Raw genomic sequence first — 25,210 nt, forward strand, 5'->3', positions numbered from 1 at the left:
TCAAAAAGTTTCACTAACATGATACACTAAAAAGGTAAATAACATTGTACCAAAACTATAGCATCATTTAGAGGAGGATTCACAATGGAACAACGTAGAAATATTTATTTCTTCCATAATCCCAATGGTTCAGAAAAAATCACAGCTCTTTTAGAATTAGCAGAGCGATATGGTTTTACTATTGTTAAGAATGCAAAAGATGCAAATGTTATCGCTAGCATTGGCGGAGATGGTACGTTTCTCCAAGCTGTTAGAAAAACTGGATTTCGCCAAGATTGCTTGTATGTAGGAATAGCAGATGATAATTCTAAAGGTTTGTATTGTGATTTCCATATCGATGATTTACATCAAATAATCGACGCAATGACAATGGAAACAATCGAAGTTAGACGCTACCCAATTATCAAAGTTGATGTAGATGATGAAGGTCATTTTTACTGCTTAAATGAATTCTCCATCCGCTCTGCCATAGTGAAAACATTAGTATTAGATGTATATATTGATGATTTCCATTTTGAAACCTTCCGAGGCGATGGACTCGTAATCGCCACACCAACTGGTAGCACAGGGTATAATAAGTCCGTACGCGGAGCCGTCGTTGACCCATTATTACCTTGTATGCAAATATGTGAACTAGCTTCACTAAATAATAATAGTTACCGCACACTGGGGTCACCTTTTATCCTTGGTGGGGATCGTAAACTAGTATTAAGAGATGTAGAGGATGGTAACGATCATCCAATTATGGCAATGGACAATGAGGCACTGAGTATACAACACGTTAATAAAATAGAGATTCAATTAACAGATAAACGAATTAAAACGGTTAAATTAAAAGATAACTCATTCTGGGAAAAAGTTAAAAGGACATTTTTATAAATATAAGTAAAGGAAGTGGGATGATTCCCACTTCCTTAGCCATTTCTATTCATTTTTTTAGTGAGAGCTACCACCAAGTTGTTGTTCAGCCATTTGAACAAGACGCTTAGTAATTTCTCCACCTACTGAACCGTTAGCGCGAGAAGTAGTTTCTCCACCAAGGTTTACACCGAATTCTGAAGCAATTTCATATTTCATTTGGTCAAGAGCTTGTTGAGCACCTTGAACTAGTAATTGGTTGCTGTTGTTGTTGCTAGCCATGTGTTTTCACCTCCTTGTAACAATATATTGTGCGAAAACACATGGCTTCATTCTGGTAATTGTTCCTATCACATCTTAAAATTGGAAACTCTCTAATTCAATTAGAAGAAATCATCTGTATCCTCTGCTATTTGTTGATTTCTAGCACTTACAATTACTTCTTCTGTATGATTTATCGCTTTTTCTAATAAAGGTGACCAATCGACTTTAGCTTCAAAAGCTTGTATTTTATCTAATTTTGGTCTTGTTTTTGGTGATGGTGGGGTGAAGATTGTGCAACAATCTTCATATGGACGATTGGATATCTCAAATGTATCAATATCTTCAGCAATTTTAATAATATCAATCTTGTCCATTGTTATTAATGGGCGTAAAATTGGTGTACTAGTCACATCGTTAATCGCAAACATACTATCCATTGTCTGACTAGCTACTTGCCCTAAACTTTCTCCAGTCACGATTGCAAGTGCACCTTGTCTCTGCCTTATCTCTTCCACAATTCTTAACATCATTCGTCTTGTTGCTGTCATCGTGTAACCTTCTGGTATTTGCTTATGAATCGTTTCTTGTATTTCCGTAAATGGTACTATATGAACCTTCACACTACCGGAATACTGTGCTAGTTTGGAAGCTAGATCTAATGCTTTTTGTTTCGCACGTTCACTAGTAAATGGCGGGCTGTGGAAATGAACTGCTTCAATTCCGACTCCACGTTTCATCGTCAAATACCCAGCAACCGGACTATCAATCCCACCAGAAAGCATTAACATTGCCTTACCAGATGACGCAACGGGAAATCCTCCAGCACCTTGTATGACTTGTCCTGAAATATAAGCTGCATCATGGCGAATTTCTACCAATAAATTTAAGTCGGGATTTTTCACATCCACTTTAATATCTTCTACATTAATTAGAATATGTGCACCAACAGCGTGATTTAATCCATTTGTATCATATTCAAATGTCTTATCAGATCTCCGCGCAGACACTTTAAATGTATTCCCTGGGGTGTGTGCCCTACGGACAATTTCTAATGCTGCAGCTCTAATTGCTTCAATATTTTTCTCAGTTTTAATAGCCGGGCTAAACGATTGAATCCCGAAGACATGTTTCAAACTAGAGATAACCTCTTCTGCAGGTTCACCATTTAGCAATACATACATTCTGTCCCATTCTGATTGTATCTGAATTTGTTTAAAATCACGTAAAATAAACTTAATGTTCTTTTTTAATTTTTGTACAAAATGTTTTCGGTTACGTCCTTTTAGTGACATCTCACCATATCGGATTAAAATTCTATCATAGTTCATTTATGTCGCCTCACAACTGTTAATAATCGATCTACTGTTTGTTTAAATACCTTAATAAATTGCTCTGCTTCTTCCATGGTATTGTTATTAGATAAGCTTACACGAATTGCTCCAATCGCACATCCTTCGTCTACACCCATAGCTTGAAGCGTTTTACTTGGTGTTTTATCCTTTGAGGAACATGCACTAGTCGTTGAAATGATAATTCCTTCAGATTCTAATGCATGGACAATTACTTCACCCTTCAAACCATTTACGGAAAAATTCAAAATGTAAGGAGAAGATTGCTTCGGTGAATGTATAACAACATCCGGAATTCTACTTAATTCTTCCACTAAATACGATTTTATAGAATGTACCGTATGTTTGTTTTGAGAATGGCTATTCTCTGACATACGTAATGCTTTTGCTATTGCAACAATTCCACCTGTATTTTCAGTACCGCTTCTTAATCTTTGTTCTTGATTCCCCCCACTTATAAGCGGATCCAACTTAATGCCGTTCCTCTTAAATAAAAAACCGCTCCCTTTTAAGCCATGAAATTTATGTGCTGAAAAGGTACATAGGTCTATCGAATTTTCATATAAATTTATTGGTACTTTCGTAACTCCTTGAACATTATCTACGTGATAAATTATCTTAGAATGCTTCTTTACAATATCACCAATTTCCTTAATCGGTTGGATTGATCCAATTTCATTATTCACATGGATGATCGATACTAGGATCGTTTCATCTGTTATAGCTGCTTCAACATCAGCTGTAGCTATTATACCTTCTGAATTCACCGGTATATATGTGACTTTATAGCCCATCTCTTCTAACTGCCTACAAGGCTCCAGTACAGAAGGATGCTCTATTGCTGTAGTAATGATATGATTGCCTCTATTTCTATATTGAAATGCCGTTCCTTTAATTGCTAAATTATTAGCTTCCGTCCCACCAGATGTAAAAATAATTTCCTGTGGTTTCACGTTTATAATATCCGCAATTTGTTCTCGCGCTTTTGTTATTAACTGTTCTGCTTTTCCACCAAAGTTGTGAAGGGAAGAAGCATTGCCATAAAATCTCTGGTTTAATTTCACATACGTATCAAGTACTTCATCATATGGCATAGTTGTCGCACTATTATCAAAGTAAATCATTCCTATACACCTTCTAATAAATTCTCTTGCCAATTTAACATAATAAATCTGATATGAAAAGCACAAAGGCATTGAAGAGATATAAGCAAGCAGCTAGCAGGAGAATTGAATAATTCCGTGTAAAAAAGGACTGCGAGTGCAGTCCTCTTAGTTCTTAGGTAATTCTTCATTAAATAATTCTTCAATTCTTTTTAGTGCACCCGGCTCCACTTGTTCTACAGCAGTAGCAGCTTGTTCTAACGCCGCTTTATAATCATAATTTCGGAAAGCTCTTTCTGCTTTCTCTAATTCTGATCGTAACTGTGAATTGCGGCCCCTATATCGATTTCCATATTGAATCACCTTTTCGGCATACCATGATGTCTCAATATGTTCCTCTGTCCTGCTGTATAAGTGTTTTACAGTATCTTGGGCTTCATCAAGAAACTTTTGGACAGATTTCATATTTAAAGGTTTTTCATTTAGGCTATTATATACATCCGCAATTTGTTCTTCTGCCTGTTCATACAGCGCTTCGAAATCATTCGGAAGGCCAGGCATACTGCTTTGCTTAACCTTTCGCAATATCTCTTTTATTTGTTTTTGCAGAACTGCTAGGTTATCACGAACCTCTAGCTCATCTTTTCTCAAGTTTTGAAGTCGCTCGATAAATTCATTTTGCTCAATTTGCATCTTTTTCAATTGAGTATCAATATCTGTTAATTCCTCGCTCAATAATGAATACGCAGTAATTTCATCGGCAATTTTTGCCCTTAGTACTTCATAGCGTTTTTTCAGTTGATTCAAGCTTTTTTCAAACTTCCTTGGAATTTCTAGCTCATGATCTAACAATTGATAACTAGATTGAACAATCTTTGTTTCATCTAAAATAGCTGTGCTCACTTCCATCAATTGATTTAAAATAATTTCAGCTTGTTCATTTTCCTCAATAACATGGTGTTTTGAATAAACCTCTTTTTCAAGTAGGTCGTACAAAGTATCTATTTGCTCTTTTATTTCATTTAATCCCGTTTCCACTTCTTCTACTTCAGCTTTTGATACGAAGTCTTTATATGCTTCCAATTCTTTATTAATCTGTTCGAGCTGTTCATCTATTTGTAAATGCTCTAATATAAAGCCTTCCGCTACCATCGCATTCAATCCGTCTTTTAATTCTTGTATTTGACTAGGAATGACAGATTGAATTTCCACTAATAGATCAGGGATTTGCTCCATTTTGCTAATTAAGACGTCCATTTCATCCGCAAGAGTTAACACCACTTCTCGCGCTTCTAAATAATTTCCACCACTTGTTAAATTTTCAAAATTAGCTATTTTTTCTCCGATTGAATCTAGAAGTACTTCAAGATGCTGTGCAGATACACCGTATATATGTCTATGGGATAATAGGTTTTTCTTGGAACTTTTATATTTTTCAAGAAGGTCAGCAATTTCGTTTCTGTTTTTCTCTTCACTACCAATTAACTCCTGGAGTTCTTCAAGGATAGAAGTAATATCATTATCGATTTGATTAATCATCTTTTCTATCTCTTGATGAGTTTCCTTGGCCTTTTTAAACCGATATCTATCCGTATATTCCTCCGCATTAAAAAGCATTTCATCAATATTTGGCAAACGAACAGCGATTATTTCGTCCCATGTTTGTCGCCAACTTTCAAATAATTTTTCGGTCTGGCCATTCATATTTAATTGTTTAACTTTTGCCATTTCCTCCACTACAGGACGGTGCATCAAATCTAACTTCTTAGATTCGAGCTTATCTACTTCTTTATAAAACCTTTTTCTAATAATATATCCAACTATAAATAGTATTAGGACTAGTACAATCGTACTTATAACGATTTCAACCACACCGAATTTCATTGTAAGCCCCTGCTCCTTCCATCTACAACAAACCATATATGTATAAAATTAATAAGAATCGAATTATATTCTTCTATAATACCATGTAAACGACATTTTTTGACTATTATAAGCAATTTTTTTATAAGAAAATCCTTTCCATAAAAAAATCCTCCACAAATATGGAGGCAACTGAAAAAATTTCCTTAATAACTGATGAATTTATACAGTTTATTCCCGCTCTTGGAAGGCTCTGCGTAGTGCGAAGTAAATCCTTCATTCCAGAATCATTTCTAAAGGGCAAAAGAAGTTTGTCAAACGATTTGAACTCAATTTAAATTAGAACAATGTAAGTGTAACTATATCGCTTCGGAAATATCATACACTTTCTGTCGTCTCACTCTCATATTACTTAATAAAATAATTTATATTTATCCTATATATGTTGCCTTTTCGTTCTGACTATATGGATTTTCTGCTTTTCCAAGTAATGATTCTAACCAACCTCTAATAATGATATTGTATTTTTCAATAAAGTAGTTCTCCTGTAAGCCTAAGCCCCATACTTCTTGGACATATTGACTGTTAACGTATGGCATAACAAGCATTCCTTTTAACTGTATGATGATCATACTTAATGGTAATGCTGTTTTTGTTTCTTTTAATGCGGATTGTATCATCGTCTTTAATAAATATCTTTCTTTCATTAAATACGTCGTAATGATTTCCCTAGATGTTTGTGAGTCTATCGTGACTTCGCGCCACACAAACCGAGTAAGTAAATGGTTCTTGCTCTGAAGAATTAGTATTCTTTTCACTGCTCTTTGTAAACAAATTAAAGGATGGTCGATTTCCAACTTCTCTACTTCTTCCTCTAAGCAAACTAAATACGGTTCAAAAAAACGAATTAAACATTCTTCTAATAAGCCTTGTTTCCCACTATAATAATAAGAAATAGTTGCAATATTAGCCTTAGCTTTGTTTGCAATTTCTCGGACTGTTGTTCCTTCATAACCTTTTGAATTAAATAGATATATTGCAGCGTCAATTATATTATCTTTTGTTCCCACTTTTTGGTCATTCATTCTATAACTTCCTCTCAAAAATCTTGAATATTTTTATAAATTTGTTTTATAATGAATGAACTGCATTTACTTTTCCATTTCGTGAAAAATATTGAAATTCCTTTAAAAAATTATCGACATATTGTGCTCGAAACCTTGGAATTATGCGGTTTTCGTCGAACTATATATATAATGAAGGGGGATTAAGATGTTTAAGGTATCATCTTATAGTGAAGATAGAGTAAAAAGTTATCAATTGTTGATAAAACAACTTGAAGCCTTGTTAGAAGGAGAGAGTAATAATATAGCGAATCTAAGCAATGCATCCGCACTTTTGAATCAATTTTTTGAACGGATCAATTGGGTAGGTTTTTATTTAATGGATAAAGGTGAATTGGTGCTTGGACCTTTCCAAGGACTCCCTGCTTGTGTTCGAATACCGGTCGGAAAAGGTGTTTGTGGTACAGCTGTTGCTAAACAAGAATCAATTGTTGTGGAAGATGTACATGCATTTCCAGGACATATTGCTTGTGATGCTGCATCACAATCTGAAATTGTTGTTCCAATGATTAAAGACGGCGAAGTAATTGGAGTTCTGGATATTGATAGTCCTGAAAAAGATAGATTTGATGATATTGATCGAGAAAACCTAGAGCTATTCGTAGAGAGCTTATTGAAGTATATTTGATTGATACACATACAAGTATGTGATATTAAAGAGTGTGAGAAATATTTTAAAGGGTTCCGTTTTGAGGTACAGTTTCAAAATAACCTTAAATGACATTAGAATATTTATTAATAGTGACAAATAAAGAGGTTGAGACAAAACGATTTGACCTGGATGTAAATCCGAACAATGTAAGTGTAGCTATACCGCTACGGAAATACACTTCGCTTTCCGCGGGCGGCTAATGAGCCTCCTCGGCGCTAACTGCGCCTGTGGGGTCTCATCGAGGCCTTTATTCCCGCAGGAGTCTTCGTGTATTTCCTCCGCTGGTAACTATAAAAATTTTATAATTGATAAGGCGACCGAACTATCTTGTTTTGAAATCAAGTTATAGTTCGGTTTTTATTTGCAACCATAATCTATTGTCCCAAGCTCTTTATTATTAGTTTATTTTCGTATAGATTATTTCCTTTTGGACTATATATGCTTGGAATTCTTAGCTCGTCACTAAGATAGCTCTGCAGGAAACTTTATTTCAAACTGTCAAAAATCAAACTACCTGACTGGGATAGCCCCCTAATAAGCGCAGACAAAGAACCTCAAAATAAGAGGTCCTGTTTACATTGCTATTTTTGACTTTCGCATATTGTATAGTCCAATAATTAAAACTCCAAAAGCAATAATATAAACACTTGTTGGAATTAATGAAAACCAACTAACTAATTCTCCGATTGACATACCCATTGGAGGTTCTTTTCCACTCTCAGTAAGTGTATTGATGTAGTTTCTTATAAGTAGTGAGTAAAAGTAAGACGAAATTTTATGCACAATTAGGATAAGAAAAAAGTAAACTCCTGCCGTAAATGAATGCTTCCTACTTAAGACTAGCCCTGAGATTAAAAAAGCAAATAATAAAACAGTGAGTAAAATGCTTACTAATCCGTACAACATTAAATAATCTCTCCTTATGAATATATATTATTAATCTCCATAAATTCCCATACTTTTTTTAAAAAATAACTTAATCTTTTCGAAAGTAGCCAATATTATTATGACAAGGTTATTAATGGAGTAAATAGGTGAAGATTGCTGATATTTGAGGTCCTCAACAAAATTATATTCGAATTCATTTTCTTATTAATAATATCGTTCCAAATAAAGGTTATTTTTAACTATTCCTATTCTTTGAGCAGGGGTAAATTGCATCCTATTAGCTTTATTTTAGTCATTCAGTCGGTGGTGAGGAGCAAATGATTTCCTCAAATGATATGTCACTACTGACTTTAATTGCCATTAACGCCTTATACAAAGGGAAACGACGCGTGCCAATACACGCGTCGTTTTTAATGTCATTTAATCAATACGCACCTTAATACGGAACCTTTTAGAAATATTCACCAACCAAACGTATATACAATTGCAAATGCAATGCTTCATTTACAAACTTCTACTGTAGCACCATTATAAACAACAATTTTATTTTTCCCTGAGTTTTTCGCCTTATAAAGCGCGGCGTCTGCTTGACTAAATAAATCTTTAAAGTTTGTTTCACTGCCTTTTAACCAATGAGTAATTCCACATGACATGGTAATTGCTGGTTTCGTCTCAGTAGATACAAGATGTAAAAGACGTTTAGCAATTTTAACACCGTCTTCCAATGGTACATTTGGTAAATATACCGCTAATTCTTCTCCGCCCCAACGGGAACCAATATCAGTAGAACGCAGATTATTTTTTATAATGGTCGCAACTTGAATAAGTACTTCATCACCTATTTGATGTCCATAAGTGTCGTTTATTACTTTGAAGTCATCCAAGTCTATTAATATGAAAGTACCTTCATAATCATTTTTCAAGGAAATTTCAATTCGTTCATTCATATAATCTCGTGAGTTTAACTTCGTAAGATGATCGGTAATCACCATATTCTCTAGCTTTTCTCGCAATAATAAATTGGATACAGCAATACTAGAACGCTGTATTAATGATTGTAGTAATCGAAACATTTCAAAACTAAAACTATATGGTTCATCACCAAGGACAATAACTAAACCCTTAACTGAATTATTATAACAAAACGGAACTGACATAAAAGAGCTACACTGTGCTTGAATATATTCAGGCATATCTTTTACTTCTGCCATAAATAGTGCATCATCGAAATTATTTGTTTTCTCTAATAATGTATTAATCATTGATTCAAAACTTGGTTCATGAAAGCAATCGGAGCTCCCTTCCAGTACTTTAGGTACACCTTCGTCCATCATAATAAAACCAATTCTTTTTGACTGAATTAAGTGGGATATTTGCTCATATAAGTAACGAAACATCTCTTTTATATTTTTAGTAGAAATTAATTTTTGAGATATTTCATCTAACAAACGTAAATCTTCTATTAATTTTTGTGATTGTTGGAATAACTTTGCATTCTCTAAAGCGCTACCAGCTGTATTTGCTAACAATCTAATAAAATCAATTTGACTACTTTCAAATGGTGTCATTAAGTATGACTTCACTTGTAATACTCCATATACACCTTGCTTTCCATTAAGTGGTGCATACATAATCGGATAATCACTTTCTTCTAGTTCAATGGAAGCATTCATGTATGCAGAAATGGCAACAGCATTTTCAGATTTATATTCCAAGTTCTTAATTGGTAAATTTGCACTCGTATCGTAATCATTAGATAACAATAAATAATAATCATACTGGGGAAAGACTTTTTTTAGAGTTTGAATAATTTCGGCAAGGACAGTGTTCGTATTCATTGTTGAATGAAATTTTTCTGTAACTCTATATAATTCCTTATATTTAATTTCTTCTAATTTAGAATTATTTATTAAAATGGGATTCATTTGGTTATCCATCTCAACCCACCTAGTCATGTTCATAATTGCCACTTCTCTTACCTGTATACAAGAAATTTCCGACAAAAATTATCATACAATTGCAATATATCAAACATAATATAAATTATATCACAAATAGAACTTAATACCTAGGATATTTTTAACATTTTCCGAATCGATGGTTGACTTTATTTTCGACAAAATATATAATGGTCGTTGTGTAAAATAAATTGCAGCCTAGATGAACACTGTATGTTCGTATTTTGTTCCTTTATTGAAATAGTCATTTATTCATAGAGGTGTATCGCGTAACCCGCTGCTGCTAGGGCGAAGGTACATGAAAACAAAATACACATATCTGCTGTCTCATATCGGTTTTTATTTTACAACAAAATAAAACCAAAGGAGGAGACTTTTATGTCTCGTTATACTGGCCCAAGCTGGAAAATCTCCCGTCGTCTTGGTATTTCACTAAGCGGTACTGGGAAAGAATTAGAAAAGCGCCCATATGCGCCTGGACAACATGGTCCAAACCAACGCAAGAAACAATCTGAATATGGCTTACAGCTTCAAGAAAAACAAAAGCTACGTCATATGTATGGTGTTAACGAACGTCAATTCTTAAATACATTCGTTAGAGCTGGAAAAATGAAAGGTAAACACGGCGAAAACTTCATGATTCTTCTTGAACAACGCCTTGACAATATCGTTTACCGTTTAGGTCTTGCACGCACTCGTCGTCAAGCTCGCCAATTAGTAAACCATGGACATATTCTTGTAGATGGAAGCCGTGTAGACATTCCTTCTTACAAAGTAGTTCCTGGACAAACTATTAGCGTTCGCGAAAAATCTCGTAACTTATCAATCATCAAAGAATCTGTTGAAGCTACAAACTTCGTACCTGAATACGTTTCTTTTGATGCTGAGAAACTTGAAGGTTCTCTTACTCGCTTACCTGAGCGTTCTGAATTACCTTCTGAAATTAACGAATCATTCATCGTTGAGTTCTACTCTCGTTAATAGAATACCTCTTAAAGAGCAAAATAAAAACCCTAGAATTGTTGATTTATCCACATTTCTAGGGTTTTTTGTTGCTTTAGAATAATATATGTCTGCAAAAAAGGATATAAGTTACAGCTTTTCTCTCGAGTTTTTAATTTTTAACTCTATCAAGCGCTAATGCTTTTTCTCCAGCTTCTAATACTTCTATTATTTTATCCACGTCATAAATACTACCATTCCACGTTCCACCACTCACCTTTTGCAATGCCGCCCACAAACGTGTATCATCCGGTAAATCTTCGGCTGGTTTAATAGCAATCCGTTCTCTCTCATTTAAAATAACTGCTCCTTGTTCAGGTGACACTGGTTTGTCTTCCGTACCTAAGAAATGAACATGTCCGACGAGTTGAACGGTATCTACTTTTACTTCAATAATATCTCCGTCGCGCAGTTTTCCAATCGGACCATCTGCCAATCCTTCTGGGCCGACATGTCCGATGCAAGCCCCTGTGGAAACTCCCGAAAAACGTGCGTCGGTAATTAAAGTGACATGCTTTCCAAATGAAAGATGCTTAAGTGCAGAGGTAAGTTGATATGTCTCTTCCATTCCGGTACCTAGCGGACCACAACCCGAAACAACCATAATATCCCCTGCATTAATTCTCCCTTGTCTAATTGCCTCAATACCATCCCTTTCACTTGTAAAAACTTTCGCCATCCCTTTATGATAAAAAATTCCATCTTCATCGATTTTTTCGGGATCGATTGATGTTGATTTAATAATCGATCCTTCAGGTGCAATATTCCCTGTCGGAAAAGTAATCGTAGAAGTCAAACCCTTTTTCCGTGCTTTTTCCTTTGACATGATCACTTCATCCGCATGAATATGATCAGCTAGTAGCAATCGATCCTTCATTTTCTTTCTTCGATCAGATTGCTCCCACCAATCCAAATTTTCACCTAATGTTTTACCTGTCACCGTCATGACGTCTTCATATAACAATCCTAATTTCCTTAATTCCAGCATAACTTCTGGGACTCCACCTGCAAGGTAAGCTCGGATTGTCGGATGATAATCCGGACCATTAGGAAGCACACTTACTAGTCTTGGTGTTTGACGATTTACTTTTATCCAATCTTCTACAATTGGAATTTTACATTTTGCCGCATGAGCGATAGCAGGTATGTGTAATAATAAATTAGTCGACCCACCAAAGGCTGCATGGACAACCATCGCATTATGAATTGCTTTATCTGTCAAAATATCTTTTGTTGTTAATTTTGCACGTTCCATATGAATCGCTGCACGTGCTGAATTTTTTGCTAGCTCTCTCCAGACCTCTTGTCCTGAAGGAGCCAAAGCAGAGTGAGGAAGCGATAATCCTAAAGCTTCAGCTACAACTTGAGCGGTTGCTGCCGTCCCTAAAAACTGGCAGCCTCCACCAGGTGTTGCACATGCTCGACAACCAAGTTCAGCTGCTTCCTCTAATGATATTTCATTATTGGAATAACGTGCACCTATCGTTTGTATTTTTCCAGCATCTTCTCCATATTCAGGGGGCAACGTGACACCACCAGGAATGATAATCGTCGGTAAATCATGCATGGAAGAAAGTGCTAACATCATTGCCGGCAATCCTTTATCACAAGTCGCAATGCCAATGACCGCTTTTCTCGTTGGAAGAGAACGAATGAGGCGGCGATAGACAATAGCCGCATCATTTCTATATGGGAAAGAATCAAACATTCCCGTTGTCCCTTGCGATCTACCATCACATGGATCACTCACATAAGCAGCAAATGGAATGCCACCTGCACGATTAATTTCCATTGCTGCTTCTTTCATCAACTGGTCTACTTCCCAATGTCCCGTATGGTAACCGAGAGCAATTGGAAATCCATCCGGCGCTTTCATCCCGCCTTGTGTACTAAGCAATAATACCTCTTTACCATTTAATTTATTCGGCGACCACCCCATCCCAACATTTTGTGAAAGACCAAATAAATCGCCACTTGGAGAATGACGTAACATATAATCTGTCAATGGTAGTTTTCCTTCAGGTCCCTTAGCTTTCGTTTCAATATTTTCTATATTGTTTGGAGCAGTATATAACAATTCATCTAAAGAATAGGTCATCATTGCACCTCTAATGGCAACTGCGCTTTCACTGGATTAATTAATTTCCCTATTCTCGGAATTTCAATCTCAACCAAATCACCATCATTTAATGTAAAATCATTCGGAGGGACGATACATGTTCCCGTTAATAATACCGTACCAGGGAACACGATATTATCTCTCATTAAATATTCGACAAGCTCTTCGTATGATCTCTTTAATTGGGAGGTATTTGCACTGTCTTCAAATACCTTTTCACCTTCTCTAAAAATTCTACAGATAATCTCAAAGTCATATGGATTGTCCACCGTCTCCGCTAATAAAATTGCAGGGCCGACTGAACAGGAATGCTTCCACATTTTTGCTTGTGGCAAATATAAAGGATTCTCCCCTTCAATATCTCTACTGCTCATATCATTACCAATCGTATAACCAACGATTGTTCCATTTCCGTCAATAACCAAACCGAGTTCAGGTTCAGGTATGATCCAATTAGAATCAGAACGTAAATAAAGCGGATCATTCGGTCCAATCGTTCTGCGATCAGTCGACTTCAAGAACAGTTCAGGACGTTCTGCGACATATACTTTATCGTAATAGGAAACGGTTGGCTCATTGCCTTGAGATTCATAATTTCTTGCATCTCTGCTTCTTAAATAGGTGACACCACTTGCCCACACTTCATATGCATTGATAGGTAGACTAAGAGTTAATTCTTCCAAAGATTTATCTAAAGGTTCAATTCCAATAATCAATTCTTGTACGAGTGTAAGGTAACTCATTTTCTCTTCTTCACATTTTTTTAAAAAATCTTGGAAAGTCCTAAACGGCAAAGGATATACTTTTGAGCTAATTGTAACCGCTGCCAATTTTTCCGTTTGTGCGTCAGTACGATAATTGATGATTCTCATTGATCCCTCTCCTTTTTAGTAAAGCATTCACATCCATGTGGAGCGAATGCTTTACTTATATTTTTTTATATTAGCCTTTTACAAATACAGTTTTGATCGATGTATAAAATTCTATTGCTGCTTCACCTTGTTCACGTGAATGAGAGCTTGATTGTTTCATTCCACCAAATGGCGCTTGCAGTTCAACTCCTGCTGTCTCAGCATTGATTCTTACTAACCCAGCATCTACTTGATCAATAAACTGCAACATCGCTCCAATATTTTCTGTGTAAATAGACGCACTCAAACCAAACGGTGTATCGTTTGCAAGATTAAATGCTTCTTCTATATCATCAAAAGGGATGAGTGCAATGACTGGTCCAAAAATTTCTTCTTGGGCAATTTGCATTTTACTATCTACATCATCAAAAATAGTCGGCTCTACGAAAAATCCTTTACCATATTCTGAATCTGTTAATCTATTTCCACCATGAATTAGTTTGGCCCCTTCTTCTTTTCCTTTTTCAATATAAGAAAGAACAGTCTCCATTTGTGCTTCAGAAGAACAAGGTCCCATCCAAACTCCATCTTCCATGCCATTCCCGATTTTTATATCTTCCATTGCAGAAAGTAATTTATCCGTAAAAGCATCTTTTATACTGCTATGAACGAGAACACGGCTGGTTGCTGTACATTTTTGACCAGTCGAACGGAAAGCTCCACTTATTGTACCTTCAACTGCTTTATCTAAATCGGCATCAGCAGCAATAATGACAGGATTTTTCCCTCCCATTTCAAGTTGAAATTTAGCTCCTCTTGCCACTGCTCCTTTGGCAATTTCTCTACCAACCGTATCAGATCCTGTGAATGAGATTCCCGTAATACCTGGATGATTCACGATACCATTACCAATGACACTTCCAGGTCCAGTAACCATATTGACTACCCCTTCAGGAATTCCAGCTTCATGAAAACACTCGATTACTTTTGCTGCCGTAATCGCTGTTTCGGATGCAGGTTTAATAATAATCGTATTTCCGTAAATCAAAGCGGGAGCCATTTTCCAAATTGGAATCGCAACAGGAAAATTCCATGGAGTGATGATACCTACTACTCCAAGTGGAACCCGCTTTGTAAACATAAATGCCTCATTGTCAGTTGATGGAATGACATCCCCAATTTTCCGCAATCCTTCTCCTGCATAATAACGTAAAATTGCGACTCCTCTTGCAGTTTCTCCTTTTGCTTCCGGAAAAGTTTTACCCATCTCTTCCGTCATCGTTTGGGCAATTTCGTCCAAGCGCGCTTCAATAAGATTTGCCACTTTATATAAGTAGTCACCACGTGCAGCACCAGATAATTTGGCCCAAGAAAACCTTGCTTCGGTAGCTGCATTCACCGCGGCATCCAAGTCTTCAGTAGTTGAAACTTGAGCACTCCCAACAACTTCTTGAGTAGCAGGATTAATGATTTCTTTCGTCTTCCCAGATGCAGATGGACTCCACTTTCCAGCTATGTAATTTGAATACGTTTTCATAATTGAATATCCTCCTTGAGAATTCTTAGATAGGACGTTACAGTATCATTCTACCATATTAGTAAATTACTTTAAATAAACCCTAGTTTTTACTATAATTACCCCTGTATTCTTATGGGTATTTGTTATTAAAAATAGTTTACTAAAGCTTTACTAAATCTATATTTTATCATGTAAAATAAATTTAAAATGTAGGACCTATTCTCCAAATTCCGAAGTCATGTTGCTTTAAGATTTCAGCTTTCGTTTTCTTACCCATACATACCATAGCAATTTCATCTAGGATTCTATTCCCTACATCTTGTACTGTTTCCTTGCCCTCTATTATCGTTCCCGCGTTCAAATCTATATTTTCTTCCATTCTTTCAAAAATTGATGTATTAGTTGCAATTTTTATAGTAGGAACAATAGGTGATCCAGTTGGAGTTCCTCTACCTGTTGTAAATAATACGACTTGTGCTCCACCTGCAGCCATTCCAGTTAATTGTTCGATATCATGACCAGGTGTATCCATCCATACTAACCCTTTTTTTGTTGGTGTTTCTGCATAATTTATTAATTCTTGTAAAGTTCTAGTACCTGCTTTTGTGGCAGCCCCCAATGATTTTTCTTCCAATGAGCTTAACCCACCTTTAATATTTCCAGGGCTTGGGTTTCCGGTCCTGATGTCTACTCCCATCATAATCGCCCTGTTTTCCATAGCAGATATTACTTGATACACCCTTTTGGACACATGATCATCAACAGCTCGTTCTGCAAGTAAATGCTCCGCTCCAATCAGTTCTGTTGTCTCAGCTAATATTGCTGTTCCTCCCCGATCAATAATCATGTCACTCACTGCTCCTACAGCTGGATTAGCGGAAATCCCAGAGCATGCATCTGATCCACCGCATTCCGTTCCAATAATTAGCTCATCGAAGCAAAAAGGTACTCTTTGTTGCATAGATGCTTCTTGAACCATTTTGACTGCAATTTTAGAACCTTCAGCAATTGCAGATAATGTTCCTCCATGGTCTTGTATAGAAACTGTTTCAACTGGTTTACCAGTTTTTTTAATTTCTTCAGCTACACTACGGGCTTGATGTGTTTCACAACCAAGTCCTAACACAACGACGCCATATACATTGGGATTAGAGCCCATCCCTACATATGTTCGAAAGGTTTGTTCATAATCGATGCCTACTTGAGCACATCCATGTTGATGAATAAAGGTAACTGTACCATCCACCAATTCAGTAATTTGCTTTGCAGCCTGAGTCGCACATGTGATAGTAGGCAATATTAGAACATGATTCCTAATACCAATTCGCCCATCCGGCCTTCTATACCCCATCAGATTATTATCTTGATTGTTCAACCCGATCACCCCTCCCACGTATTCCCTCTAAATTATGAATATGAACATGTTCTCCTATGCAAATGTCTATTGTTGCTACTCCTATAACCTCTCCATACTTCAATATATTTTCACCTTTTTTAATTGGTAGGATTGAAAACTTATGACCAAATTCAATATCATCAACTACAAGTACTCTAATTGTTTTATTCTGATGATTTAATTCTATAGCTGAATTCTTAGCTATGTCTTTTATAGCAACCGCAACATTATCATTTTCATTCATCGTAACAGCTTGGAAAGTATTCACCTAAATGCCGTACCACCTTTCGTTTATGTCACTTATCATGAAACACTGACACCTCCTCTGAATAAGTTATGATTTCGCCACCGATATCATGATGACCTTCTTTTTTCAGACATTCCATACGAGAAAAATCGATATATTTCAGAGTGATATTTTTTATAATCAAGTATGACTTCTTACAAAAAGATGTAATAGTAAGAGACTTTAACAAAGCAGGACCGAACTATCAATTGATTACATAGTTCGGTCCTTTTCTATCATCTATACGATTATTGGTTGGTTTTACATCTAGTTCAAATCGTTTTGTATAACCTCATACATTACAAAGCTTCTTTTATTAGCTTTTTATAATATATTAATGATAAGATCCCGAAGATTGAATAGAGTAAAGTATAGAACACCATCACGATAATCATTGGTGTCCAGAGCTCGGTTCCAAAAAAGAACCAACCAGATTTCACCGCAAAGTAGCTATGGAATAGCCCTACAATTAACGGAATACCAAAATTAAACAATTGTTTCGCCTTAATCCCGTTTAATAAATCTGTTGTTGTAAACCCTAATTTACGTAAAATTGTATAGCTATCTTTTTCCTCTTCCCCTTCATCCATTTGCTTAAAATAAAGAATGCAACCAGATGTAATTAAAAAAGTTAATCCCAGAAATCCGACGATAAACATAATTAAACCCATTATCATTTTTTGCTTCATAAATGCGTCTAATTGCGATTCATGCCCCGCCCATTGACCTAAGTTTAGATCATTGAAGATCTGATTAGCTTTATTTAGATCTGAGCTTTTATCAATATCAAAACCGACATAAACAGAAAACTCATTCTTGACTTCTGGGTCAAAATCCGCAGCTAATTGTTGATATACTGTATCATCCACAACTGCTACTGGAAACCCACCAAGTGTTATTCGCATTGGAAGTAAGCGTTTATCTTCATATTTTATAAAGTTTAATTCAAATTTTTTTGATTTCCCGGACATCGTGAATAACCCTTTTTTAAAGGTCATCAGAGATTGTATAGCTGTATTACCATTGATAAACACAGATTCCTGCTCTGCCACATCAATTCCTTCAACAAAACGGTCCGATATCACTGTCATTGGTAGTTTTAGATTGTCTGATCCTTGTCGTTTTTCTGAATCTTCCAAGACATTAGATAAATCCGTCAACACATTCATCAAGTCAATCTCCGTTTTGGTATAACTAATTTGTTCAGCTTCCAGTAAATTAGAAAATTGTTTTGCACGCTCCTCGTTAGGAATAGAAAAATCATTGACTACAGACTCTATCGCTGTTTTTTCAGCTGAATAATATGAAATGTAAGTGAGTGATAATAACCCGAGCGCCAATGCTGAGACAGTCGTAATCACAGTTAACAGCATCGAATTAGATCTCATTCGAAACATAATTGATGATAAGGACAACACTTTATGAACCGACAGATATCCATTATCCTTTTTACGAATCAGATTAAAAATAAACCGAATGGAGCCCTTGTAAAAGAAATATGTTCCTATAATTACCGAGGCAAGGATTGTTACCATTACCATAAACATTAGTTCCATTGTAGTAAACTGACCATTAAATAATTTTGTTGATAAATAGTAACCAAATATAATGAGCACAATTCCTAAAATACCCATGATAACTTCTAATACAGAAACCTTCCGTTTTGTCTCCTCAGAAGTTGAAGTTGTATGGAACAAGGATATGATTTGCTGTTGTTTGATAAACAACGCATTTTTGACCATGATTATCACATATATAACGGCAAATACAATGACGGTTTGAACAAGTGCCTCAGTGGAAAACCGCAATGTTGCCACCTCTTCAATCCCGATAACCTTTAATAAAATCATTAACATTAGTTTTGAAGACACAAATCCGATAAACACTCCAACAATCATCGAGCAAAAATAAAGAATCATATTTTCAACACTTAATATCCAAAAAGTTTTTCTTTTAGAAATTCCAACTAGCTGGAGCAATCCAATTTCCTTGCCACGACGCTTGATAAACAACGTATTCGCATAGATCAGGAATACTATGACGATAGCGATTAGCATAACGGCCGCAACTTTCATCGCTGCCTCCCCTTTAATCGATCCTTCCGCAGCATCCATCGATGGATCAAACTGTAGGGTCAAGAATGCAAAATACAAGGCAACACTAAAAATAAGTGCAAAAACGTACAAATAATAGTTTTTGATGTTCTTTACTAAATTTCGAAAGATGAGATTTTTGAAGCTCATACCCCTACCCCACCTAATACAGCTTGTGTCTTAATAATATCGTTAAAGAAATCCTGTCTGCGCTCCTCGCCACGATTCAATTTCGTAAATATCTGTCCATCTTTAATAAAAATAACTCGGCTACAATAGCTTGCTGCTTGTGGATCATGTGTGACCATCACAATAGTGGATTCACGTTTTGCATTAAGGTCGCTTAATTTATTCAATAGATCTGAGGCAGATTTCGAGTCGAGGGCTCCTGTAGGTTCATCTGCAAAAATAATACTAGGTTCATGAACGAAAGCACGTGCAGCTGCAGTCCGTTGCTTTTGACCACCAGAAATTTCATTTGGATACTTATCCTGTAACTCCAATATTCCTAATTCCTGCGCCACACCCTCAAACATCTTTTGTGCGACCTTTTTGGAAAACTTATTGACAGTTAGTGGGAGCATAATATTTTCCTTGACTGTTAAAGTATCTAATAAATGATATTCCTGAAAAATAAATCCGAGGTGGCGTTTTCGAAACTCTGCTAGTTCCTTATCATTCATACTCGTGAATTCTTTCCCATCCACTCGAATTGAACCTGAACTCACACGGTCAATAGAGGAAAGCACATTTAACAAAGTTGTTTTACCAGAACCTGAGGGACCCATAATCCCGACAAACTCTCCCTTTTTCACTTCTATATCAATTTCTTTTAACACTTCTTGGCGGTTCCACTTGTTTCCGTACGTTTTTACTATTTTATTAGAATCTAATATATTCAATCTTATCAACTCCTTAACTTTATTTTAGATGGGATTATGTCCTTTTTCCTTCGAATTGGCGAACAAAACACGAAAGCATGTGACATTTTTGTCACATGCTTATTAGCTTAATAAAGTCATTGCTTTTCGGAAAGGTCAACGTAATCTTTGTTCCTACTTCATACTTAGATTGGGCATCAATCTTAATTTTCAACGGTTTTGCTGCATTTTTTGTAAGGTATAGGCCCATTCCTGTTGCTGCGTGATCCCGATGATTAGTTGTGGAGGTAAAGCCTTTTTCAAAAATGCGCGGTAGGTCTTTCTCCTTTATTCCCCGTCCGTAATCTTGTATCTCCAGAACTACCGCACCATTTTTTTGATAACTATGTATTTCAATCTCAGCATTTTCACTATACTTAACCGCATTGGATAGAATTTGTCGTACAATAAATTGAAGCCACTTCCCGTCAGAATAAACTTCAGGAGCCTCTAATGACATATCAAACCCAATACCCTTTTGTAAACACCATGTTTGCAAGGAACGTATTTCTGAAACAATTACCTTTTCCAAATGGACTCGTTCAATAAAAAGATCGTTTTCCATTAAAGGAATTCGACGAAGATGCAATTGTTGATCGAGAAGCAAATGTATTCTCAACCATTCAGACAATAATTGTTCTTTAAATTTGTCATCTTCTATTCTTTCAAGCATTAATTTTATCGTTGTTAATGGTGTCTTCACTTCATGAATCCATGATAATAACTCATCCTTTTCCTGCTCGACACTAGTTACATGATTACTTATTTCTTTTATATAGTAAGAATGTTGCTGTTTGATAGTAGATTCTATCACTTTTTCAAATGGTGTCTTTCCTTCCTGAATATTTTCAATACCAATTTTGGGGTCCCATTCTTCCATATTTTTATAAAATAGCACTTCTCGATTATATTGAATAACAAAAAATATAATAAAAATGACAAAAAACAACAATACAATATATAGCATAGATTGAAATGAAAGAGATGGATCCAGATACCCGATTAACAGGATTATACCTTGAAAAAAAAAGAATAGTAGAATCCAACTCCACCTTTCTAACAGATATTTCTTCATCATTTCGAGGCATCCTCTTCTCTTGCCATGTATCCTTGTCCAACTTTTGTTTCAATATATTGACCAAGATTAATTTCTTCTAGTCGTTTTCTTAATCGGTTCACATTTACTGTTAAGGTATTGTCGCTTACAAAGCGTTCATCATCCCATAAACTTTTGATAAGTTTCTCGCGGCTGACAATTTGGTTCGCATGCTCGATTAGGTTTTTTAAAATAAACATTTCATTTTTCGTCAACTCTATCTTGCCGACCTTATTTTGCACGGTATTCTTTACGTAATCTACAGAAGCTCCATTCCAAACTTTCAGCTGAATTTGATGCTCAAGACTATAGTTGTATACTCGCCTTAGGATTGCCTGAATCTTTGCAATGAGTACATCAAAATGAAACGGCTTCTGTACAAAATCATCTGCACCAAGCTGCATGGACATAACCATATCTGTCGGATGGTCTCTAGATGATAGAAAAATTATGGGAACCTTTGAATACGTTCGAATCATACGACACCAGTAAAAACCATCATACTTCGGTAATTGAATATCAATAATGACAAGATCTGGCTGAATAGTCGAAAACTCCTTCATCACGTTGTTAAAATCCTCAACACCATACACATCGTACGACCATTGTGAAAGCCGTTCCTTCATTTCTTTATATAACGTAATATCATCTTCAACTAACAGGATTTTAAACACAATATCACCATTTCTTTCAGTTGGACATTCGCGACGAGACTATGTCCTATAATACTTTTATTATACCAAATGAAAGTTGGTAATTTTTATTATCAATATTTCTCCTATTAATAATTTTAAAGGAAATTCCTCTAATTCAAATCGAATAGTTCCTGTTATATATTTATGTAAAAAAATAACCCTCCAAACTTAAATCTGTTCGGAGGGTAAATGTTAATCTTCTATATCTTCTGTATTGCCATGTTCTCCACGATTGTTTCCATTTTCATTTCCATTGTTGCCTCTGTTCTCATTATTACCGTTATTTCCTCTATTTTCGTTATTTCCATTATTTTTATCTTCATCTTTCCCTTTATCATCGTCAGGGTTTGTCGTTTCAACTGTTTCTTCTTCACCAACAACATTAGATGGTGCTGATTCAGTACCAGCGATGTCAACTGCAACAACGTAGTAACGACCTTTTCCTCCATTGAAAGCAAGATCTGCGTCAGCAGTAATTGCTGCTAGTTTGTCTCCAGCTTCAGAATATACTCGGTAACCAACTACATCTTTACTAGAGGAAGGTTCCCATTTGATTTTGCCATCCTGAACTGACGTTTTCACAGTAGCAGGTGCTGAGCCATCATCTTCTATTTTGGCATCTGCAACAAAGATGTCTTTCCACTTGTTATCTTTTGGAATTATTTGAGAAAAATCTTTTACATAACCTAGTGAAATTTCTTTAATAAATTCCGGATCTATTAACATTCCTGGCTTCGTAAATTCTTCTGGTGTAGACGGGAGTGCCATGTATTTCTTATCGCCAATCGCTACATAGCGACCATTACCAAGCACATCATCTGCTTTATCAGGAACGAATTTCGCATTGAAAATGTCAGTGTTAATAAGACCAGCTTTCGTACAAGCATCCGATGGCAACATACCCGAAACGGAACAATATGATCTATTGACGATTCCACCAGGCATTTTAAAGCGCTCTTCCCCATTGACTATTTCTGGAGCTACTTCATGTGCTGCATTCATTAAATTTGCCCATATTTGATAATTTCGGAAGCTCTCGCTATTTCCTGGAACTGTTAGGCTTCTATTCGATCCATATCCAATCCATGTTCCAAATGTAACATTTGGATTAGAAGCAACAAGCCATGAATCCCTCGCTTGATTGGATGTACCAGTTTTACCAGCTAAATCTGTTTTAAAATTTAACATACCTGGTATAGCTGTTGCAGTACCGTATTTAAATACGTCCCGCATAACATCTAACATTAAATAGGCTGTTTGTGGACTGAACACATCCACAGGCTCCACCTTATGTTCATAAACAACATTACCATCTTTGTCTGTAATTTTATCAATCATGTAAGCATCCACAAATTTACCACCATTGGCAAAGGTAGTGTATGCATTCGTGTTTTCTTCAACAGTTACACCATTTGTCATACCACCAAGAGCAAGTGATGGATACGTATACTCCTCTGGTGTTACACTCGTAAAGCCCATTTTTTCTAAGTATTTTGCAGGCTTTTGATCTAAAATCCTCATATATGTTGCAACTGCAGAGGCATTATATGATTTTGCCAGTGCATACCTAGTCGTAATAAGCCCGTAAAATCTTCCTACAGAAAAGTTATTTGGCGTATAAGGCTTTGCACCAGGAATCGGAATCTCATATGGTAAATCAGCTACGATTGATCCCGGTGCAGCAGCTCCTAGCTCGTATGCTGGTGCATAAACAAGTAATGGCTTCATTGTAGAACCATTTGGACGTTTTGCATCTGTAGCGTGATTCATTTGCTCTAATTCAAAATCACGTCCACCAATAAAACTCAAAATTTTCCCAGTGCTATTTTCAATCATAATCCCACCAATTTGCACCGGATCATCTACAGTTTCAATTTCTCCAGTTTCAGGATTTTTTCTTTTTGTTTTATATGTTGGTCCATAATTTTTATAAGCATCTTTCGTTTTCTGGTGTATATCATATATTTCTTTTTTAATTGTTGAATGGATATTATACCCATTTTGGCGTATATCTCGGTTTGCTAATGTCGAATACTTCTCATATAACTTATTATCCGCATCTAGATCTTCCTTTGTATATCCATCTTGTTCCGCAAGTACATATGTCATCACTTTGACTGCTCTTTTTTCTATTTCAAACGTTAAGGCTGGATATTTTTCAAAGGTTCTAGGTTGTTTCGGAATAAAATCTTTCGTTATATCATATTTTATTGCTTCTTGGTATTCTTCCTCTGTTATATATCCCTCTCGCAACATTCTACTCAAAACAGTTTTCATTCTGTTAAGCCCAGGCTCTAAATATTCAGCATCCTTTACTTCACCTTTATTTGTAAAAGGTGTATATCTGAATGGACTTTGTGGCAAACCAGCTATAAAGGCAGATTGTGGTAAATTCAAATCCTTTGCATCGATTCCAAAGATTCCCCTTGCTGCTGCTTGTACACCACCTATATTTTGCCCAGATGAGTTACGACCGAATGTCGAAACATTTAAATACGCTTCTAAAATCTCGTCTTTTTCCATAAACCGTTCTACACGAAGTGCAAGGAGTACTTCTTTAGCTTTTCGATCAAAGGAGACTTCATTTGTTAATATTTGGTTTTTAATTAATTGCTGTGTTAATGTACTTCCACCTGATTGAACAGCTGAATTAGTAAATTCCTGAAATACTGCACGGAATAACGCCTTTGGTACAACACCATTATGATCATAAAAATATTCATCTTCTGTAGCAATTACTGCATTTTTCAGATGTTCTGATACATCTTCAATTGCAACTTCAACCCGGTCAATGTCGGATCGTAACTTACCCAATGGTTTATTATCAGCAAAATATAAAGTAGATGTTTCTTCATATTGATAAATATTTTTTACCATTGATTCTTCTGCTCTTACTTTTTCATCTTTCACTAAAGATGCAAAATAACCTGCACCCACTCCGCCTACAAAAGCACCGCCAATTAACCCTACAATAACGAGTAACAAAACAAGATTCCAAACGACTCCGTATGTAATACGTAATCCTTTGACAACTCGCTTATATCGAAGTGTTGAAATAGATGATTTCAACCTCTCCCAACCTTTATTCCAATTTATATTCATTCATTTATTCCCCCTAAAAATCATTCCTATTATAGCATACTTACAAGGGTTGTCAGAAAAAATTTCAAACGC

General features: G+C 35.9%; 20 protein-coding genes. 3 read left to right on the forward strand and 17 right to left on the reverse strand.

Annotated features, from left to right (window positions below):
* The first annotated feature begins 84 nt into the window (after window positions 1-84).
* Entirely contained in the window at window positions 85-879 is a 795-nt protein-coding gene (locus ACFPM4_RS06535) for an NAD kinase (protein ID WP_144924170.1), read from the forward strand.
* A gap of 57 nt (window positions 880-936) precedes the next feature.
* Here the strand turns inward: ACFPM4_RS06535 and ACFPM4_RS06540 are convergent, their stop codons facing one another.
* The 5 genes from ACFPM4_RS06540 to refZ all read right to left on the reverse strand — a co-directional run bounded on the left by ACFPM4_RS06540 (window position 937) and on the right by refZ (window position 6,522).
* Window positions 937-1,140, reverse strand: a complete 204-nt coding sequence (locus tag ACFPM4_RS06540; RefSeq protein ID WP_144924173.1) for a small, acid-soluble spore protein, alpha/beta type — start codon at window positions 1,138-1,140, stop codon at window positions 937-939.
* 101 nt (window positions 1,141-1,241) lie between these two features.
* The gene (gene thiI / locus ACFPM4_RS06545) at window positions 1,242-2,450 is read right to left on the reverse strand and encodes a tRNA uracil 4-sulfurtransferase ThiI (RefSeq protein ID WP_144924176.1); all 1,209 of its coding nucleotides are present in this window, start codon (window positions 2,448-2,450) and stop codon (window positions 1,242-1,244) included.
* Window positions 2,447-3,595, reverse strand: coding sequence for a cysteine desulfurase family protein (locus ACFPM4_RS06550; protein WP_382349225.1), 1,149 nt, complete (start codon window positions 3,593-3,595; stop codon window positions 2,447-2,449). Before ACFPM4_RS06550 ends, thiI begins: the two co-directional genes overlap by 4 nt.
* 147 nt (window positions 3,596-3,742) lie before the next feature.
* A complete protein-coding gene (ezrA, locus tag ACFPM4_RS06555; RefSeq protein ID WP_382349228.1) occupies window positions 3,743-5,458 on the reverse strand; it encodes a septation ring formation regulator EzrA in 1,716 nt (571 codons plus the stop codon).
* A gap of 410 nt (window positions 5,459-5,868) precedes the next feature.
* Window positions 5,869-6,522 carry a forespore capture DNA-binding protein RefZ gene (refZ, locus tag ACFPM4_RS06560; RefSeq protein ID WP_144924185.1) on the reverse strand — a complete coding sequence of 218 codons (654 nt, stop codon included), beginning with the start codon at window positions 6,520-6,522 and terminating at the stop codon, window positions 5,869-5,871.
* 187 nt (window positions 6,523-6,709) lie between these two features.
* Here refZ and ACFPM4_RS06565 point away from each other — a divergent pair, with 187 nt between their 5' ends.
* Complete coding sequence (locus ACFPM4_RS06565; RefSeq protein WP_144924189.1) at window positions 6,710-7,189, forward strand: GAF domain-containing protein; 480 nt, start codon at window positions 6,710-6,712, stop codon at window positions 7,187-7,189.
* A gap of 597 nt (window positions 7,190-7,786) precedes the next feature.
* Here ACFPM4_RS06565 and ACFPM4_RS06570 read toward each other — a convergent pair.
* Both ACFPM4_RS06570 and ACFPM4_RS06575 read right to left on the reverse strand, forming a co-directional pair.
* Window positions 7,787-8,119: a hypothetical protein gene (locus ACFPM4_RS06570; RefSeq protein WP_382349233.1), complete on the reverse strand. Its 333-nt coding sequence runs from the start codon at window positions 8,117-8,119 to the stop codon at window positions 7,787-7,789.
* A 482-nt stretch (window positions 8,120-8,601) separates the two neighbouring features.
* Window positions 8,602-10,038: a sensor domain-containing diguanylate cyclase gene (locus ACFPM4_RS06575; RefSeq protein ID WP_382349236.1), complete on the reverse strand. Its 1,437-nt coding sequence runs from the start codon at window positions 10,036-10,038 to the stop codon at window positions 8,602-8,604.
* Window positions 10,039-10,437: 399 nt separating this feature from the next.
* Here ACFPM4_RS06575 and rpsD point away from each other — a divergent pair, with 399 nt between their 5' ends.
* The gene (rpsD, locus tag ACFPM4_RS06580) at window positions 10,438-11,040 is read left to right on the forward strand and encodes a 30S ribosomal protein S4 (RefSeq protein WP_382349239.1); all 603 of its coding nucleotides are present in this window, start codon (window positions 10,438-10,440) and stop codon (window positions 11,038-11,040) included.
* 133 nt (window positions 11,041-11,173) lie between these two features.
* Here rpsD and ACFPM4_RS06585 read toward each other — a convergent pair whose 3' ends face one another.
* The 10 genes from ACFPM4_RS06585 to ACFPM4_RS06630 all read right to left on the reverse strand — a co-directional run bounded on the left by ACFPM4_RS06585 (window position 11,174) and on the right by ACFPM4_RS06630 (window position 25,138).
* Window positions 11,174-13,159 carry a YjhG/YagF family D-xylonate dehydratase gene (locus ACFPM4_RS06585; protein WP_382349242.1) on the reverse strand — a complete coding sequence of 662 codons (1,986 nt, stop codon included), beginning with the start codon at window positions 13,157-13,159 and terminating at the stop codon, window positions 11,174-11,176.
* Window positions 13,159-14,052, reverse strand: a complete 894-nt coding sequence (locus ACFPM4_RS06590; protein WP_382349245.1) for a fumarylacetoacetate hydrolase family protein — start codon at window positions 14,050-14,052, stop codon at window positions 13,159-13,161. The genes ACFPM4_RS06585 and ACFPM4_RS06590 overlap by 1 nt, the downstream gene beginning before the upstream one ends.
* A gap of 70 nt (window positions 14,053-14,122) precedes the next feature.
* Window positions 14,123-15,568, reverse strand: a complete 1,446-nt coding sequence (gucD, locus tag ACFPM4_RS06595) for an alpha-ketoglutaric semialdehyde dehydrogenase GucD (RefSeq protein WP_382349248.1) — start codon at window positions 15,566-15,568, stop codon at window positions 14,123-14,125.
* 184 nt (window positions 15,569-15,752) lie between these two features.
* The gene (locus ACFPM4_RS06600) at window positions 15,753-16,901 is read right to left on the reverse strand and encodes a UxaA family hydrolase (RefSeq protein ID WP_382349425.1); all 1,149 of its coding nucleotides are present in this window, start codon (window positions 16,899-16,901) and stop codon (window positions 15,753-15,755) included.
* A 7-nt stretch (window positions 16,902-16,908) separates the two neighbouring features.
* A complete protein-coding gene (locus ACFPM4_RS06605; RefSeq protein ID WP_382349251.1) occupies window positions 16,909-17,214 on the reverse strand; it encodes a UxaA family hydrolase in 306 nt (101 codons plus the stop codon).
* Between the two features lie 317 nt (window positions 17,215-17,531).
* Window positions 17,532-19,475, reverse strand: coding sequence for an FtsX-like permease family protein (locus tag ACFPM4_RS06610; protein ID WP_382349253.1), 1,944 nt, complete (start codon window positions 19,473-19,475; stop codon window positions 17,532-17,534).
* On the reverse strand, window positions 19,472-20,227 hold the full coding sequence (locus tag ACFPM4_RS06615; RefSeq protein ID WP_382349256.1) for an ABC transporter ATP-binding protein: 756 nt from the start codon (window positions 20,225-20,227) through the stop codon (window positions 19,472-19,474). The genes ACFPM4_RS06610 and ACFPM4_RS06615 overlap by 4 nt, the downstream gene beginning before the upstream one ends.
* Window positions 20,228-20,318: 91 nt before the next feature.
* Window positions 20,319-21,323 carry an ATP-binding protein gene (locus tag ACFPM4_RS06620; protein ID WP_382349259.1) on the reverse strand — a complete coding sequence of 335 codons (1,005 nt, stop codon included), beginning with the start codon at window positions 21,321-21,323 and terminating at the stop codon, window positions 20,319-20,321.
* On the reverse strand, window positions 21,320-22,015 hold the full coding sequence (locus ACFPM4_RS06625) for a response regulator transcription factor (protein WP_382349262.1): 696 nt from the start codon (window positions 22,013-22,015) through the stop codon (window positions 21,320-21,322). Before ACFPM4_RS06625 ends, ACFPM4_RS06620 begins: the two co-directional genes overlap by 4 nt.
* Before the next feature lie 213 nt (window positions 22,016-22,228).
* Entirely contained in the window at window positions 22,229-25,138 is a 2,910-nt protein-coding gene (locus tag ACFPM4_RS06630; protein ID WP_382349265.1) for a transglycosylase domain-containing protein, read from the reverse strand.
* Between the last annotated feature and the right edge of the window lie 72 nt (window positions 25,139-25,210).

It is taken from the genome of Lederbergia graminis (genome assembly GCF_042655485.1).
Classification (GTDB): Bacteria; Bacillota; Bacilli; order Bacillales; family Bacillaceae_C; genus Lederbergia; species Lederbergia graminis.